General features: G+C 59.7%; 16 protein-coding genes. 12 read left to right on the top strand and 4 right to left on the bottom strand.

The window, feature by feature from the left end; translation table 11 throughout:
• Positions 1-2: 2 nt before the first annotated feature.
• Genes CKW23_RS13370 through CKW23_RS13345 form a run of 6 tightly spaced genes read left to right on the top strand, consistent with a single transcriptional unit; the run spans position 3 to position 3,606 of the window.
• Positions 3-440 (top strand): prepilin-type N-terminal cleavage/methylation domain-containing protein, encoded by a 438-nt coding sequence (locus CKW23_RS13370; protein ID WP_025261714.1) that lies wholly within the window; start codon positions 3-5, stop codon positions 438-440.
• The gene (locus CKW23_RS13365; RefSeq protein ID WP_025261713.1) at positions 437-802 is read left to right on the top strand and encodes a type II secretion system protein; all 366 of its coding nucleotides are present in this window, start codon (positions 437-439) and stop codon (positions 800-802) included. The genes CKW23_RS13370 and CKW23_RS13365 overlap by 4 nt, the downstream gene beginning before the upstream one ends.
• Entirely contained in the window at positions 799-1,389 is a 591-nt protein-coding gene (locus CKW23_RS13360; protein ID WP_095067720.1) for a prepilin-type N-terminal cleavage/methylation domain-containing protein, read from the top strand. Before CKW23_RS13365 ends, CKW23_RS13360 begins: the two co-directional genes overlap by 4 nt.
• Positions 1,386-2,501 carry a type II secretion system protein GspL gene (locus CKW23_RS13355; protein WP_025261711.1) on the top strand — a complete coding sequence of 372 codons (1,116 nt, stop codon included), beginning with the start codon at positions 1,386-1,388 and terminating at the stop codon, positions 2,499-2,501. The genes CKW23_RS13360 and CKW23_RS13355 overlap by 4 nt, the downstream gene beginning before the upstream one ends.
• Complete coding sequence (gene gspM / locus CKW23_RS13350; protein WP_025261710.1) at positions 2,498-2,935, top strand: type II secretion system protein GspM; 438 nt, start codon at positions 2,498-2,500, stop codon at positions 2,933-2,935. The genes CKW23_RS13355 and gspM overlap by 4 nt, the downstream gene beginning before the upstream one ends.
• Positions 2,932-3,606 carry a type II secretion system protein N gene (locus tag CKW23_RS13345; RefSeq protein ID WP_143008682.1) on the top strand — a complete coding sequence of 225 codons (675 nt, stop codon included), beginning with the start codon at positions 2,932-2,934 and terminating at the stop codon, positions 3,604-3,606. The genes gspM and CKW23_RS13345 overlap by 4 nt, the downstream gene beginning before the upstream one ends.
• Before the next feature lie 3 nt (positions 3,607-3,609).
• On the opposite strand, the gene CKW23_RS13340 is transcribed toward CKW23_RS13345, so the two are convergent.
• Positions 3,610-4,065, bottom strand: coding sequence for a DUF721 domain-containing protein (locus tag CKW23_RS13340; protein ID WP_025261708.1), 456 nt, complete (start codon positions 4,063-4,065; stop codon positions 3,610-3,612).
• A gap of 306 nt (positions 4,066-4,371) precedes the next feature.
• On the opposite strand from CKW23_RS13340, the gene secA reads away from it, so the two are divergent.
• From secA to CKW23_RS13315, 4 genes are all read left to right on the top strand, one after another.
• The gene (secA, locus tag CKW23_RS13330) at positions 4,372-7,113 is read left to right on the top strand and encodes a preprotein translocase subunit SecA (protein WP_025261707.1); all 2,742 of its coding nucleotides are present in this window, start codon (positions 4,372-4,374) and stop codon (positions 7,111-7,113) included.
• Positions 7,114-7,224: 111 nt separating this feature from the next.
• Positions 7,225-8,442, top strand: coding sequence for a bifunctional glutamate N-acetyltransferase/amino-acid acetyltransferase ArgJ (argJ, locus tag CKW23_RS13325; RefSeq protein WP_025261706.1), 1,218 nt, complete (start codon positions 7,225-7,227; stop codon positions 8,440-8,442).
• Positions 8,443-8,620: 178 nt separating this feature from the next.
• Positions 8,621-9,253: a glutathione S-transferase family protein gene (locus CKW23_RS13320; RefSeq protein WP_025261705.1), complete on the top strand. Its 633-nt coding sequence runs from the start codon at positions 8,621-8,623 to the stop codon at positions 9,251-9,253.
• Positions 9,250-10,194: a Nudix family hydrolase gene (locus CKW23_RS13315; RefSeq protein ID WP_025261704.1), complete on the top strand. Its 945-nt coding sequence runs from the start codon at positions 9,250-9,252 to the stop codon at positions 10,192-10,194. The genes CKW23_RS13320 and CKW23_RS13315 overlap by 4 nt, the downstream gene beginning before the upstream one ends.
• A 56-nt stretch (positions 10,195-10,250) precedes the next feature.
• On the opposite strand, the gene CKW23_RS13310 is transcribed toward CKW23_RS13315, so the two are convergent.
• From CKW23_RS13310 to CKW23_RS13300, 3 genes are read right to left on the bottom strand one after another with little or no spacing between them, the layout of a single operon-like run.
• Entirely contained in the window at positions 10,251-10,835 is a 585-nt protein-coding gene (locus CKW23_RS13310) for a cob(I)yrinic acid a,c-diamide adenosyltransferase (protein WP_095067719.1), read from the bottom strand.
• A 15-nt stretch (positions 10,836-10,850) separates the two neighbouring features.
• On the bottom strand, positions 10,851-12,890 hold the full coding sequence (locus CKW23_RS13305) for a PAS domain-containing sensor histidine kinase (protein ID WP_025261702.1): 2,040 nt from the start codon (positions 12,888-12,890) through the stop codon (positions 10,851-10,853).
• Positions 12,891-12,934: 44 nt separating this feature from the next.
• The gene (locus tag CKW23_RS13300; protein ID WP_095067718.1) at positions 12,935-13,855 is read right to left on the bottom strand and encodes a putative 2-dehydropantoate 2-reductase; all 921 of its coding nucleotides are present in this window, start codon (positions 13,853-13,855) and stop codon (positions 12,935-12,937) included.
• Between the two features lie 171 nt (positions 13,856-14,026).
• Between CKW23_RS13300 and CKW23_RS13295 the strand changes: the two genes are divergently transcribed.
• Both CKW23_RS13295 and CKW23_RS13290 read left to right on the top strand, forming a co-directional pair.
• Positions 14,027-14,506 (top strand): YajQ family cyclic di-GMP-binding protein, encoded by a 480-nt coding sequence (locus CKW23_RS13295; RefSeq protein WP_025261700.1) that lies wholly within the window; start codon positions 14,027-14,029, stop codon positions 14,504-14,506.
• A gap of 124 nt (positions 14,507-14,630) precedes the next feature.
• Positions 14,631-15,461, top strand: a complete 831-nt coding sequence (locus CKW23_RS13290; RefSeq protein WP_025261699.1) for a mechanosensitive ion channel family protein — start codon at positions 14,631-14,633, stop codon at positions 15,459-15,461.
• The last annotated feature ends 462 nt before the right edge of the window (positions 15,462-15,923 follow it).

The raw sequence follows: 15,923 nt of genomic DNA, 5'->3' as shown, positions 1-15,923 counted from the left end.
GCGTGAAGGTTTCACGGGGCTTTTCACTGCTGGAGATTCTGGTGGTGTTGCTGATCATCGGGTTGTTCAGTGCCCTGAGCGTGGCCTGGCTGGATTCAGGTCATGCACCGATGCAGCAGGCCCTGGAAAAACTGGCAGCCGAGGCCCGCACTCAAGCGGCCCAAGCCAGGCACAGCGGGCAGGTGTCGGGAATGCGCTGGAATGGTCGTCAGCCGGAGTTCGTCCGCAAGGACCAGACCCGCTGGGTCGTGGATACGTCGCCCATGAAGTCCTGGCCTGAAGGGTTGCAGGCGGACTGGCCGGTGTCTGACGAGCCTCGCGTGATATTCACGCCATCGGGTGTAAGTGCGGCGGTGAACCTTAACTGGCGATGGCCCGGAGGGCAGCAACGCTGGGAGTGGCGCACCGATAACAGCCTGACGCAGGTAAAGCTGCCATGAAGCGCCAGCGCGGTTTCACCCTGTTGGAAGTGATGGTGGCGCTGGGTATCGCGGCGGTCATGACCATGATGGTCAGCCAGATGCTGCGCCAGCGCATCACCGTGCATCAGGCCGTTCAGCAGCATCGACTCGGTGCCCTGTGTGCCCGTGAGCTGGAGGCGCGTTTCGGTGTCGAGCGCTACTGGCCGCAGATCAACAAGGTCAGTGGCGAGTTGCAGCAGGGCGACAGGATTTGTTACTGGCGCATGAGCCTGGGCATGACCGGTGTTCAGCATTTGCGCCGTGGTGAACTGGCGCTGTTCGCCGCCCGTGACGAGCGCGAGCCGCTGGGCAATTACACCGTCTTTCTGGTGCGGCCGTGAGTCGTGGCCAGCGCGGGCTGACCCTGATCGAATTGCTGGTGGCGCTGGCGCTGACGGCGGTGGTCGGTGTGGTGCTGGCTGCGCTGGTGAATGGCTGGATCAAGGTTCGCGAGCGCCTGTCCGAGCCGGGCAATGAGCCGGTGGTGCTGGAGTTCTGTCTGGCGCTGGAGCGTCGTCTGGATTCTCTGGTGCTGCGCCGTTTGTATGAAAAGCGCCTGCCGTTGCCGGTGAACTGGCTCGACTGGGACCCGGCCACGAATCAACTGGGTTGGGTCGCCTTGACCGCCTTTCCCGAAGCTGAAGGCCAGTCGAGATCGCAGCGACAACGGCTGGAGTTCAACTCGCGGGAGCGGCGTTTGAGCCTGTGGACTTCGGCTGATCTCTATGCGGTCGGCGCGCCTCGTTGGGATCGTCGTGAACATCTGGATGAGGTCGACAAGGTCAGTTTCAGTTTTTATCAGGGGACCCGCTGGCTGGCGTTCCCTTCCACTGTCGCACTTCAGCCCGACCGGGGTGTGCGACTCGAATTCGAGCGTCATGGAGCGCCTTATGTCTGCACCTTCAGCTTGCCCGATAGCCGCCCATGATCTTTGAACGCTGGAGTCTCAAACGCCGTGCGCAGCGTCATTGGTTGCTGCTGCGTCCTGCCGCCACGGGTGCATGGCAATGGCGTCGCCTGCCGGGAGACGAGCAGGGCGACTGGCCGCCGCCTGCGCACTTTCTGCAGGACACCCTCGCGTTGATCATGCCCGCCGCGCAGTGCAGCCATTTTCAGGTGCCCGCGCCACCGGGGCTCAAGCCTCATGAATGGCCGATGTTGCTGGAGGACCTGTTGCAACAGCCTGCCGAAGCGGTGCAGGTCAGTTGCCTGTCGCGGCTCGCCGGGCATCTGGAATTGCTGGTAGTCGAGCGCACACAGCTTCAGCGCTGGTTGAGCGAGTGCGAAGCACTGGGCGTATCACCCGATTATCTGTGGGCCGAGTTGCAATTGCTGCCGACGCAGGCTGCTGGTCAGACTCTGAACTGGTCGCGTCCCGAAGGCCGTTGCCTGATCCGCGGCGCTGACAACGATTTGCAGCACTGGCTGGTGTGGCCGGATGTGCTGGGTGAGCCGCCCGAGAACTGGCGACAGCCGAGCGAGGAAATGACCGGGCCATGGCCTTCCCGTTGGGCCGCGTTGAGTCGTTTGCCCAATCTGTTGGTGCGCTCAGGCACTCGTCGTCCAAAAGCTCGGCGTCGGGCGTCGCCATTTGGCAGAAGTCTGCCTCGTCTGGCGGGTGTCTGTGGCGTGCTGGCGCTCTGTTGGGGCGTGCTGACTCTTGGGCAGTTCTGGCAGCAGGTGCCGGTCTGGAAGTCTCAGGTCGAAGCCTTGACCGGGCCGGTCGGCAGCGCTCAACAGGCAGCGCGGGTGTTGTCTCGTCTGCAGTCCGAGCAGACCGACTGGCAAAGCCGCCAGCAGCAGATCGTCGAGCTGGAACAGGCCATGACGCTGTGGCTCGACAGCCAAAAGGACTGGGGCGTGTCCGGCACTTACTTCGATGGGCGAACCCTGCGACTGGTGCTGAGCGGCAATGCTTCACCTCCAGACACGACTCATTGGCAGGCCATGGCCAAGGCGGCGGGTGCGAAGGTCAGCGTTGAAGCAAATGAAAAAACTTCCCTGCTGACGCTCAATTTCAATCTGGATGGGCAGCCATGAATGCATTGATTCTGAGTGCTTCAAACGCTTTCGCCGCCTTGCCGCCTGCCCGGCGTTACGCTCTGTTGGCGGGTTGGGTCGTTGTGCTGACGTTATTGCTGGTGCTGATCGGTCGTCCCTTGCTGGCCTGGGGCAAGGACCTGCGTCAGTGGCCGCTTCTGGCGCAGCAGGCCCAGGCGCTGAGCCCCGGCCCGGCGTTTACCGCCGAATACTGGCAGGCGCTGGCCGGTGCCCGAGGGCTGGTACTGACACGGGTCGAGCAGCGAGGCGATATCTGGCAGTTGCAAGGTGAGTTGAGCCGCGCCGAACCTCTGGCGCAACTGATGCGCAGCATTCAGGAGCAAGGCGGGCGACCGCTGCGCTGGAGCCTCGAACAAGGTCATCAGAGTCTGGTGTTCAGCCTGGATGTCGGGCGTGCGGGGAGGCTTCCATGAGCCGTACGTTATGGATGCTCGGCGCTCTGGTGTTTGTCCTGACGCTTGTGCTGAATATGCCCGCCGCCTTTCTGGTCCGTTTCGTCCAGTGGACGCCTGGCTGGCAGCCGCAGGGCGTTGCCGGGACCCTGTGGTACGGACGAGCCGAGCGACTGGGGAGCGTCGGGCCTGTGAGCTGGAACCTTCGGCCCTGGATGGGACAAGGCCTGGTGAGCGCCGGATTTCAGCAGCAAGTCTGGGAACTCAAGTTGCAAGGCTGGCCTTGGGCGTGGACTGCCGAGCTTGCGCCCGCTGGCAGTCTTGTTACCCCGGCCATGGCCTACGTCGTGGATGGTCGCTGGCAAGGGCGTTTGCTGATGCAGGGCCGTGGCGCGAAATGTACGTCTGGTGAAGGGAGTCTTGAGGGGCAGAATCTTGCCGTGCTGTCGCCCTGGATGGTGGTGCTGGGCAACGCTCATCTCAGGCTTGAGTGTCGGGATGGATTGAAACTGTTGGCCGATATCCGGCGCGAGGGGGAGCATCGTTTCGAGATCGGTCTGGAACCTGTAACCCGTCGGATGAGGGTGAGCGGTCAGGTCGAACCGACGGCGATGGTGACACCGCTGCTGATTCAGGCCGGGATGCTCAAGGCGGGCTCGTCGCAATTTGAAACGGTTTTGGGCAAGCGCTGACGTTTACTTCTTGTCCTTGGCGTGACTGGCCAGACGCTCCAGCGCGGCGCGCAATTTCGGGTCGCTGATGCCTTCGGCGGTGGCCTGGATACTTTCCGCTGCGGCAGGCGACAGGTCGATGGTGTGACCGACGGCACCCCTGGCCACGGTGGGAGGCTGTACCTTGAAGATAATCCGCATCAGGCTGGCGAACTCGTCGAAAGCGACCAATTGCCGCTGCAGACGCTTTTGCTGATAGCGCAGGCGCGTGGCCCAGTGACCGTCAGTCACGATCAGCAACAGGGTACCTTCGCGCCACGAAGCTACATGGCAGTGTTCCCGTGCGGCAGGCTGCAACTGGCTTTCGAGCAGGCGCTGAAGGTGGCTCAGACGCTCGGCATGGCGAAAAATTGCCTTGAGCGGCTTGGCGTCGCGCAGCAGGACGGCGGGGGCTCTGGCAGTGAGGGGACGAAAGGCCATGGGTGCGTTGCCGGGTATGACAAAGTCTTCATGTTAACAGAAAGCGTTCTTGCAGCTTCGTTCAGAGGGCTTTCCGTGCTTTTATATGCAAATCAACGAGTAACTTCGGCCCTTGACGGGTTGAAGTGCTGAATAATGGCCCCATTGTAAGACTGCCCCGTAACAGCGCTGTGCCAGCATCGTGGAATAACGCCACTTTCCTCACCACCGTTTCCGGGTAGAATGCTCGTTCGCATGCGGCCATTAGGCTGCACGGGCGACTCACGGGGCCGCCCTCCATTCCTATGTGTGGAAGATCCTGTCGATATGTTTGCGCCTTTGTTAAAAAAACTTTTTGGAAGCAAGAACGAGCGTGAAGTCAAGCGCATGCTCAAGACGGTACAAGTCGTCAATGCCTTCGAAGAGCAAATGGTGGCCCTTTCGGACGAGCAACTGCGTGCCAAGACCGAAGAGTTCAAGGCCCGCATAGCCAAAGGCGAGACCCTCGATAAGCTCCTTCCAGAAGCTTTCGCGGTTGCGCGTGAAGCGGGCAAGCGTGTCATGGGCATGCGCCACTTCGACGTCCAGTTGATCGGCGGCATGACCCTGCACGAAGGTCAGATCGCTGAAATGCGTACCGGTGAAGGTAAAACCCTGGTAGGTACGCTGGCGGTTTACCTGAACGCATTGGCCGGCAAGGGCGTACACGTTGTTACCGTGAACGACTACCTGGCTCGTCGTGACGCCAACTGGATGCGTCCGTTGTACGAATTCCTCGGCCTGAGCGTCGGGATCGTCACGCCCTTCCAGCCACCGGAAGAGAAGCGCGCCGCCTACGCTGCCGACATCACTTACGGCACCAACAACGAATTCGGTTTCGATTACCTGCGCGACAACATGGCGTTCAGCATGGAAGACAAGTTCCAGCGCGAACTCAACTTCTGTGTGATCGACGAAGTCGACTCGATTCTCATCGACGAAGCCCGTACGCCGCTGATCATTTCCGGTCAGGCTGAAGACAGCTCCCGTCTGTACACCGAAATCAACCGCCTGATTCCGCGTCTTGAGCGTCACATCGAAGAAGTGGAAGGCGAGGTTACCAAGCCGGGCCACTACACCATTGACGAGAAGAGCCGTCAGGTCGAGCTGAACGAAGCCGGTCACCAGTTCATCGAAGAGTTGTTGACCGAAGTCGGTCTGCTGGCTGAAGGCGAGAGCCTGTACTCGGCTCATAACCTGGGCCTGCTGACCCACGTCTATGCCGGCCTGCGCGCTCACACGCTGTTCAACCGCAACGTCGAATACATCGTTCAGGACGGTCAGATCCTGCTGGTCGACGAGCACACCGGTCGTACCATGCCGGGTCGTCGTCTGTCCGAAGGCCTGCATCAGGCCATCGAAGCCAAGGAAAACCTGAACATTCAGGCCGAAAGCCAGACCCTGGCGTCGACCACGTTCCAGAACTACTTCCGTCTGTACAACAAACTGTCCGGCATGACCGGTACAGCCGACACCGAAGCGTTCGAGTTCCATCAGATCTACAACCTGTCGGTGACGGTCATCCCGCCGAACAAGGCCCTGGCGCGCAAGGACTTCAACGACCTCGTCTACCTGACGGCGGAAGAGAAGTACGCGGCAATCGTCACCGACATCAAGGCCTGTCTGGCCGAGAACCGTCCGGTACTGGTGGGTACAGCGACCATCGAAACCTCCGAGCACATGTCCAACCTGCTCAAGAAGGAAGGTATTGACCACAAGGTCCTGAACGCCAAGTTCCACGAGAAGGAAGCGGAAATCATCGCCCAGGCCGGTCGTCCGGGCGCGCTGACCATCGCCACCAACATGGCCGGTCGCGGTACCGACATCCTGTTGGGCGGTAACTGGGAAGTCGAAGTTGCCAACCTTGAGAACCCGACCCCCGAGCAGATCGCCCAGATCAAGGCCGACTGGCAGAAACGCCATCAGCAGGTGATCGAGGCGGGTGGCTTGCACGTCATCGCCTCCGAGCGCCATGAGTCGCGTCGTATCGACAACCAGTTGCGCGGTCGTGCCGGTCGTCAGGGCGATACCGGTTCCAGCCGTTTCTATCTGTCGCTTGAAGACAGCCTGATGCGCATCTTTGCCTCTGACCGGGTGAAGAACTTCATGAAAGCCCTGGGCATGCAGTCCGGCGAAGCGATCGAGCACCGCATGGTGACCAACGCTATCGAAAAGGCCCAGCGCAAGGTAGAAGGTCGCAACTTCGATATCCGCAAGCAATTGCTCGAGTTCGACGACGTTGCCAACGAGCAGCGTAAAGTGATCTACCACATGCGTAACAGCCTGCTGGCGGCCACCAATATCGGTGACACCATCAGCGACTTCCGTGAAGAGGTGCTCAGTGGTCTGATCAGCCAGCACATTCCGCCACAATCGCTGCCAGAGCAGTGGGATGTGGCCGGTCTGGAAGCTTCGCTGAACAGCGATTTCGCCGTGAAACTGCCGATCCAGCAGTGGCTCGACGAAGACGATAACCTGCACGAAGAAACCCTGCGCGAGAAGATTCTGGCAGAGCTGATGGTGGCCTACACCGAGAAAGAAGATCAGGCCAGTGCCGATGCCCTGCGCACTTTCGAGAAACAGATTCTGCTGCGCGTGCTGGACGACCTGTGGAAAGACCACCTGTCGACCATGGACCACCTGCGTCACGGTATTCACCTGCGCGGATACGCCCAGAAGAACCCGAAACAGGAATACAAGCGCGAGTCCTTCACCCTGTTCCAGGAGCTGCTGGATTCCATCAAGCGCGACACCATTCGCGTGCTGTCCCATGTCCAGGTGCGTCGTGAAGACCCAGAGGAAGAAGAGGCGCGTCTGCGTCGCGAATCCGAAGAACTCGCCAAGCGCATGCAGTTCGAGCATGCCGAAGCGCCAGGTCTCGATCAGCCTGCACTGGCTGAAGAGGGTGGTGATGTAGCTGTTGCCGCTGCTACCGCGCCGGTTCGCAACGACATGAAACTGGGTCGCAACGAGCTGTGCTGGTGTGGTTCAGGCAAGAAGTTCAAGCACTGTCACGGCCAGATCGGTTAAGGCTCTGACGCTGTAATACCCGCGCCGCGACCGGCTTACCCGTCGCGGCGTTTTTTCATTAGATTGCCGTACCGATGCGGACGGCGCAGATACTGCTCAAGGAGCGCACTCATGGCTGTTGGTCTTGGTCCTTTGCCTACATTGCACCCGGTTCCCGGTTTTGAACTGGGTATTGCATCTGCCGGCATCAAACGCCCGGGTCGCAAGGACGTTGTAGTCATGCGATGTGCCGAAGGTTCCAGTGTTGCCGGCGTGTTCACCCTGAACGCGTTCTGCGCCGCGCCAGTCATCCTGGCCAAACAGCGTGTACAAGGCCCTGTGCGTTACCTGCTGACCAACACCGGAAACGCCAACGCCGGTACCGGTGAGCCAGGCCTGGCGGCTGCGACCCGCACCTGTGCCCGTCTTGCAGAACTGACAGGCGTCGATGCCAGCGCTGTGCTGCCTTATTCCACCGGCGTCATCGGCGAGCCGTTGCCTGTTGAAAAGATCGAAGGCGCCTTGCAGGCCGCTCTTGATGATTTGTCTGTGGATAACTGGGCTGCTGCCGCGACTGGCATCATGACCACCGACACCTTGCCAAAAGGCGCGAGCCGTCAGTTCCAGTACGAGGGCGTCACCGTCACCGTGACCGGCATCAGCAAGGGCGCGGGCATGATCCGTCCGAACATGGCGACCATGCTCGGTTACATTGCGACCGACGCCAAGGTGTCCCAGAGCGTATTGCAGGACCTGATCCGCGACGGCGCGAACAAGTCGTTCAACCGCATCACCATCGATGGCGATACTTCGACCAACGACTGCTGCATGCTGATCGCCACCGGTCAGGCTGACGTACCGGCAGTGACTGAAGCCAAGGGCCCGCTGTTTGAAGCTTTGAAGAAGGCGGTCTTTGACGTCTGCATGGAAGTGGCCCAGGCCATCGTGCGTGACGGCGAAGGCGCGACCAAGTTCGTGACTGTTGAAGTCAATGGCGGCGGTAACCACCAGGAATGCCTGGATGTCGGCTATGCCGTGGCTCACTCGCCTCTGATCAAGACCGCGCTGTTCGCTTCCGACCCTAACTGGGGCCGTATCCTGGCGGCAGTGGGTCGTGCAGGCGTACCGGATCTGGACGTGAGCAAGATCGATGTGTTCCTGGGCAACGTGTGCATCGCCAGTAAAGGCTGCCGCGCCACGACCTACACTGAGGAACAGGGTTCGGCAGTCATGGCTCAGGAAGAAATCACCATCCGTATCGAGCTGGGCCGCGGCGATTGCAGCGAAACGATCTGGACCACCGACCTGTCCCACGAGTACGTGAAGATCAACGCTGAATACCGCACCTGATCCCCAATCAGTTCAGGTCATCAATCACTTTGTGGGAGGCCGCTTGCTGGCGACTGTAGCGTACAGACGCAGAATATCTGCCGGTTTTCAGGCCTTTTCGCCAGCAAGCTGCCTCCCACACGTTTTGTTTGTGCCTTAACTGATCGGCATTACATTGTCTGACTCTGGAGCCAAGGACATGTCTCTGCACCTCATCATCGGCGACAAACGTTATTCCTCCTGGTCGCTGCGCCCCTGGCTGGTGCTGGCAATGACCGGCGCGCCTTACACCGATCAGGTGATTCGCCTGAACAAGCCGGACACCCGCGAGCAGATTCTCCAGTACTCGCCAACCGGCAAGGTTCCTGCGTTGCAATGCGAGCACGGGACCATCATCGATTCCCTGGCCATCTGCGAATACCTGCACGAACGTTTTCCCGAAGCCAACCTCTGGCCACGTGATACCGCCGCCCGTGCCCAGGCCCGTTCGGCCTGTGCGCAAATGCACAGCGCCTTTTTGAGCCTGCGCTCCAACATGCCGATGGACCTGCATCGCGATCAGGCGCTGGAAGTCATTCCGGTCGATACGCAGCAGGACATCGACCGCATCGTTGCCCTGTGGAGCGAGTGCCGTGCAGCGTCGGCCGAGAGCGGTCCGTTCCTGTTCGGCCAGCCGAGCATTGCCGATGCCTTCTTTGCGCCAGTGGCCATCCGCCTGCGTGGCTACCGCGTAGCCTTGCCTGCCGAAGCGCTGGCCTATATTGAAACCCTTTACCAGTGGCCTGCCTTCCAGAGCTGGCAACAGGCTGCCTTGCAGGAGACCGATGAGTGAAACGTGTTCATGTGGCCGCCGCTGTCATTCGTGGCGCTGACGGCAGGATTCTTATCGCCAAGCGTGCAGATAACCAGCATCAGGGCGGTTTGTGGGAGTTTCCCGGCGGCAAGGTTGAAGCGGGGGAGGCTGTCCAGGCCGCATTGAGCCGTGAGCTGCAAGAAGAGTTGGGCATTGGTGTTACAGCGGCGCGTCCGCTGATCAAGATCCAGCACGATTACCCGGACAAACAGGTCTTGCTGGATGTCTGGGAAGTCTCGGCCTTTACCGGCGAGCCCCATGGTGCCGAAGGCCAGCCACTGGTCTGGGCCAGCCAGCGCGAACTGGCCGGTTACGAATTTCCGGCAGCCAACAAACCGATTGTCGCGGCGGCTCGTTTGCCCAGTGATTACCTGATTACCCCCGACGGCCTGGAAACCCCCGAGCTGCTGCGCGGTATGCAGAAAGCCATCGCGGGCGGCATCAAGCTGGTCCAGTTGCGTGCGCCGAGTGGCTATGACCCGCAATATCGCGACCTGGCCGTGGATGCCGTGGGCCTGTGCGCCGGCAAGGCTCAACTGATGCTCAAGGGACCTCTGGAATGGCTGGGTGACTTCCCGTCCGCCGGATGGCACCTGACGGCAGAACAGCTGCGCAAGTACGCCAGCCGTGGTCGTCCATTCCCCGAAGATCGCTGGCTGGCAGCTTCCTGCCATAACGCGGAAGAGCTGGCACTGGCCGAGCAGATGGGCGTGGATTTCGTCACCCTGTCACCGGTCCAGCAGACCCAGACGCATCCAGACGCTCAGCCGCTTGGCTGGGAAGAAGCCTCCCGCCTCATCGCTGGCTTCACCAAACCGGTATTCCTGCTGGGCGGTGTTGGTCCGGACGAGCGCCAGCGCGCCTGGGAAAGCGGCGCACAAGGCGTAGCCGGAATCCGCGCCTTCTGGCCAGGCGCGTAACGGACTCCCCCGTTGGATGGGGGGCCGCGAATAAGCGGAACGCCGGCCGATTGCTCCTACGGGGTATTGGGCTTGGGCGCAGGTTGCCAGAGGATTTCCGAGATCCCTTGCCGTTTGGCAATGATGCGGGCGGCAACGAACAGTAAGTCCGACAGCCGATTGATATACGCCAACCCGACACCCGCCAACGGTTCCTGTGCATTGAGGTGCTGGCAGCGTCGCTCGGCGCTGCGAGCGAGGCTGCGGCAGACGTGGGCCTGGGCGATCAGTGCCGAGCCACCAGGCAGTATGAAGTTTTCCAGCGGGCCGACTTCCTCGTTCCACACATCGATTGCGGCTTCCAGTCGCTCGACCTCAGCCGCGTTCAGCGCCTGATAGGCCGGCATGGCCAGTTCACCGCCCAGATCGAACAGACGATGCTGGCAAGGGCCCAGCACCTCGATCACTTCTCTGAGCGCAGGAGTGTGCTGCGCTTGCTCGTTCAGCCCAGCCAGTAGCAGCCCCAACTGACTGTTGAGGGTATCGACTTCACCGATGGCCTCGACACGCGGATGATCCTTGGACACTCGACGACCGTCGCCCAGCCCGGTTTCCCCGGCATCGCCGGTGCGTGTGTAAATCTTCGACAAACGAAAGCCCATCTGTATGGCTCCTGATTACAACTTTGAAATGACCTGTTGCTGCACATTCACCTGATTGCCCACCAGCGGCAGGCGCAGGGTAAAGCAGGTTCCCATGCCGATGGCCGATTGCACTTCCATCTGGCCTTTGTGGTTGCTGGTGATGATGAAGTACGACACCGACAGACCCAAGCCAGTGCCCTGGCCGATTTCCTTGGTGGTGAAAAAAGGCTCGAAGGTACGCTTGCGCACGCTCTCCGCCATGCCGATGCCGTTGTCTTCGACCTGAATCTCGGCCCATGGCGGATTGAGCCGGGTGCGCAAGGTGATGCGCCCCGGTTCTGCTTCGTTTTCCGCTCGCTGGTGAATGGCCTGCGCGGCGTTTTTCAGCAGGTTGAGCAGCACCTGTTCCAGCTCGTTGGGGATACAAGGCACAGGCCCCAGTTCCGGGTCGAACTGCCGGATGATGTGCTGGCCCTTGAAGTCGAAACCGATGGCCAGATCAAAGTCGTTGCCAGCGATTTCCAGCGCTTGATCGATCAGCGCAGGCAGTTCGCAAGGTGTCAGCTGACGGTTGCTCAGGCGGCTGAAGTTGAGCATGTGGCTGACGATCTTTGCTGCCCGTGCGCCTGCCTGCTGAATGCCGTCCAGCAGTTGCGGGACGCCGCGGCTGGTCAGGTAGTGATTGACGGTATTGAGATCGATGCCGTCCGACTCGGCCTGCTCAATGTTCTTCGGCAGTTCCGGCGAGAGGCGACGGCGGATGTTCTGCACGTTATGCAGGATCGCGCCCAGCGGGTTATTGATCTCGTGGGCCATGCCGGCTGCCAGTCCGCCAACGGAGAGCATCTTTTCCGACTGCACCATCATTTCTTCCAGGGAAATGCGCTGGGTGATGTCATCGATACGTATCACCACGCCACGGCCTGCATCGCCTGTCAGCGGGTAGAAGGTCAGCGCATAGCTGCGAGGTTCGTCGTTCTTGATCCACGTCACACGTTCGATCTTGGTGACGCTGTGTTGCTCAACCGTCTGCTTGATCTCGGGCAGAAACGCTCTCATGGGCTCGAAGGCAATGAAAATCGGCTGGTTGAGGGCTTCGTCCAGTGTCGTGCCGGAAAGGGCGGTCGCTTCCTGATTCCATTGGGTGACATACAGCTGCTCGTCCAGAGCGATCATCGCCGAAGGCATCGAGTCGATAATGCTGTTGAGGTAGTTCTGAAAGCCGGTGAGTTTTTTCTCGATCTTGCTGCGAACTTTCACTTCCAGTTCCAGCTTGCGGTTGGTGTGACGGGTTTCTTCGGCAAGGCCCTGAGCCTGGGCGTAGGCTTCCTGCGAGTCGTCACGTGCCCGTTTGAGTTGCTGCTCACGTGCCTCGATGCGCGACAACATGGTGTTGAAGGCTTCGGCCAGATTACCGATTTCGTCTTCGTTGCCGGGGCCAGCGCGCAGGGCATAGTTTTCTTCGCGGGTGACCTGGCGCGACAGCTCTTCGAGCTGATAGATGGGCTCGGTAATCAGGCGCCGGATCTGTCTGGCCACGACCAGCCACAGCAGAACGCTGAATATCAGAATGCCCAGGCTTGCAGTCAGCGTGCCGGTATAGAACGCCGTCGGCAGTTCGCTGCTGGCGACCAGCAGCAAATGCCCCGGAGCCTGATCACCTTTGGGCACTGTGATGATTTGCGTATTGCGAAACTCGGTCAGACGCCAGCCTTCGATATCGCCGTAATGGGCGGGAAGGTGAAGCCCTTCGCCCTGTTGCATCTGCGCCAGACGATTGCCGTCGTTGTCGTAGAGCGCTGCGGCACGCAATGGCCCGTAGCTCTTGAGTTCCTTGAGCAAGGCGTTGGCATTGATCGGTGAGTTCAAGGCCTGTTCGTTGAGATTGGGGCTGCTGATCAGGCGTCCGATGGTCTGCAGGGCCTGCGGTGCCATGGCTTCCTGAGAGATGTAGTAAGCGGCGCTGATAAAGGTCAGGTTGGCGACCAGCAGCACTGTGGTCAGCAGGACCAGCAGGGCTGCCAGCAGTTTCTGGCCCACAGGCAGGTTTTCTAGGCGCTGGCGCAATGGCATGGGGCGAATCACACGCGAAGGATGAACCAGCAGGGTAGCGTGCGCTAGTCGGTACGCAAACCCTTGCTTGCGAGATGAGTGGTCAGTCGCGTCTGTAGTTGCTGCAGGTGAGGCACGGCACATTGATGACGAAGGGCCGTTGCGCAAGCGTAGCCGAGCAGGTAGCTGATTTCTGTACGTCGGCCATTGGCCACGTCCTGATACATCGACGAGTAATTGGCCGCCGTGGCCTTGATCACCCGTTGCACTTCAGTGTGCAGGTCCTGGGCCGCCACGGGCTGGCCACAACGCTCCAGCAGGTCCGTGAGTTCGACGCACAGCGTCGCCACTTCGCAGTGATGCTCCAGCAGGCCGCCATTGCGACAATCATGGAGAACGGTCAGAGGATTGATCGCGCAATTCAAGGCCAGCTTGCGCCACAGGCGCGTCAGGATATCGGGTGTCCATTCGTGGGCAATACCGCTGTCATGCAAGTCTTGCAGAAGGGCAGGCGGCGTCGGTTCACGGGCATCGCCCAGCCATGTGTAGCCGTGGCCCGCGAATACCACGCGCCAGTCCGATTCGCGAAAGGCGCCTTCGGTGCTCGATGCAAAAATGCACCGGGCATGTGGAATGCGTGCCGCCACCGCATCCTGGCTGCCCAGGCCGTTCTGCAGCAGGACGACGTTTGCGTCTGGATGCAGGCGCGCAGCTACCTGCGCCACGGCCTGTTCGGCATCATAGGCCTTGCAGGCTACCAGCAGACGTTCGATGGGCTCGTTGCTGTCGAGGTTCTGGGCCTGAATGAAGACCGGCTTGGCAACGCCGTTTTCCACCAGCGTCAGACAGCCGCCATTGGCCTGATAGGCTTGCAGCCGCGCTTTATTGCGCAGGACCAGGCGCACCGGCACGCCTGCACGGGCCAGCCGTGCTGCCCACAGACTGCCAAGGCTGCCTGCGCCGAGTATGTGCCAGAGGGCGGCCATCAGAGGTGCATGTCCGCAAGATTGAACGGCCTTGCAGCGATGAAATCGAAAGTCGACATGAAAGGCTCGCAGTGAACGCCTGGAAAGTCTCGTTATAATGAGCGTTCTTTCATACCGTCAAGTCACGCGCGTTCGCTTTTTTCGGGCGCGCCGTTTATCTGGAGAAATTACATGCCATCGTTCGACGTAGTGTCCGAATTGGATAAACACGAAGTCACTAATGCCGTCGATAACGCCATCAAAGAGCTGGACCGTCGCTATGACCTCAAAGGCAAAGGCACTTTCGAGTTCAAGGAGCTGACCGTCACGCTCACCGCCGAGGCAGAGTTCCAGCTTGAAGCGATGATCGAAATCCTCAAGCTTGCCCTGGTCAAGCGCAAGATCGACGTGAAATGCCTTGAGGTCAAGGAGGCGTATGCTTCGGGCAAGGTGATGAAGCAGGAAGCGGTACTCAGGGAAGGTATCGACAAGGAGCTGGCCAAGAAAATTGTCGCCCATATCAAGGACGCTAAACTGAAAGTGCAGGCCGCCATTCAGGGTGAACAAGTGCGCGTCACGGGTAAAAAGCGCGATGACCTGCAAGAAGCCATTGCTTTACTGCGTACCTACGACTCGGGGATGCCGCTGCAATTCAACAACTTCCGTGACTAGGTGATTCTGGTTGTCCGGGAACCCTTTATTCCCGGACATGTCCGAACACCCCTGTAGTAGACGCTGAAATGATTGTTTCCGGCAGTCCTTTCAAGATTGGTTAGTGACAGGCAGGAGAAACAAGATGGATTTGAGCGCAGAAGTCGATCAGCTGTGGAAGGTTTCACAAAGCTGGATTCCGATGATCATGCAATACGGCAGCCGTGTGCTGCTTGCGCTGGTAACACTGTGTATTGGCTGGTGGTTGATCAACCGATTGACCGGCAAGCTGGGTGCATTGCTGGCACTGCGTAATGCCGACCTGGCATTGCAGGGTTTTGTCAGCAGCCTGGCGAACATCATCCTCAAGATTCTGCTGGTGGTGAGCGTTGCGTCGATGATAGGTGTGGAAACCACATCGTTCGTCGCAGCCATCGGTGCAGCGGGTCTGGCCATTGGTCTGGCCTTGCAGGGCAGTCTGGCGAATTTCGCGGGTGGCGTGTTGATTCTGCTGTTTCGCCCGTTCCGTATCGGTGACTGGATCGAAGCTCAGGGTGTGGCGGGTACTGTCGACAGTATCCAGATTTTCCATACCGTGCTGCGCACTGGCGACAACCGCACGGTGATCATGCCCAACGGCAATCTGTCCAACGGCATCATCACCAATACCAACCGTCAGCCGACCCGCAAGATTGTGTTCGATATCGGTGTGAGCCCCGATGCCGACCTGCGTAAAGCGCTCGAGGTTCTGCTGGAGATGGCTCAGGACCCGCGTGTCCTTCAGGATCCGGCACCGCAGGCTGTCGTCGCGGCGCTGGGCGAAAACGCGATTACCCTGTCGTTGAGGGTATGGACCAAGACCGGCGATATGGGCGATGTGAGTTCGCTCTTCAATATCGAGGCCCGTGATCGCCTGAAAGCTGCTGGTATCGATATCCCTTCGCCACAACGTATGGTGCGTGTGGTTCAGGAGTAAGCGTCAGCTCGATCAAAAAGCCCGGTGCTCCAGGCACCGGGCTTTTTGATGAGCGAAGGCATTAGGCCTTGATGCGCAAATACCTGCGCACCCCATCCTTGATAAAACACCCCTGAAACCCTCGACAACCCTTATGAACAGGGCTTCTCGACCGTCTGCGCACGATGTTGCGCAGGTGCGCACAGGCTTGCGCACTTTTTCGGGGTTTTGGTATGAAAAACAACCTGTTTTTATGAGATTTAAATTCAAGCTGTTGATTTATATGTAGAAAAATTAACAGGCATGACTCTTGATACAGACCGTTCCCACGTCCGAGCGAAGTCGCTCGGCAACCATCAGGGAACAAGGGATGTTCATGCTCGTTTACCAGGCCAGCCGCCTCATCACTCTTCACCTCCAGGTATCCGCTGAAGACGCACGCAACGGTGCGTCCCATGACTAAGAAACACGGCACCCTGCAAG

Origin of the sequence: Pseudomonas sp. Irchel 3A18 (genome assembly GCF_900187465.1) — a bacterium.
GTDB classification, from domain to species: Bacteria; Pseudomonadota; Gammaproteobacteria; order Pseudomonadales; family Pseudomonadaceae; genus Aquipseudomonas; species Aquipseudomonas cichorii.
Note: the sequence above shows the minus strand (reverse complement) of the source record. Positions and strands in the feature narration are given on the sequence as shown.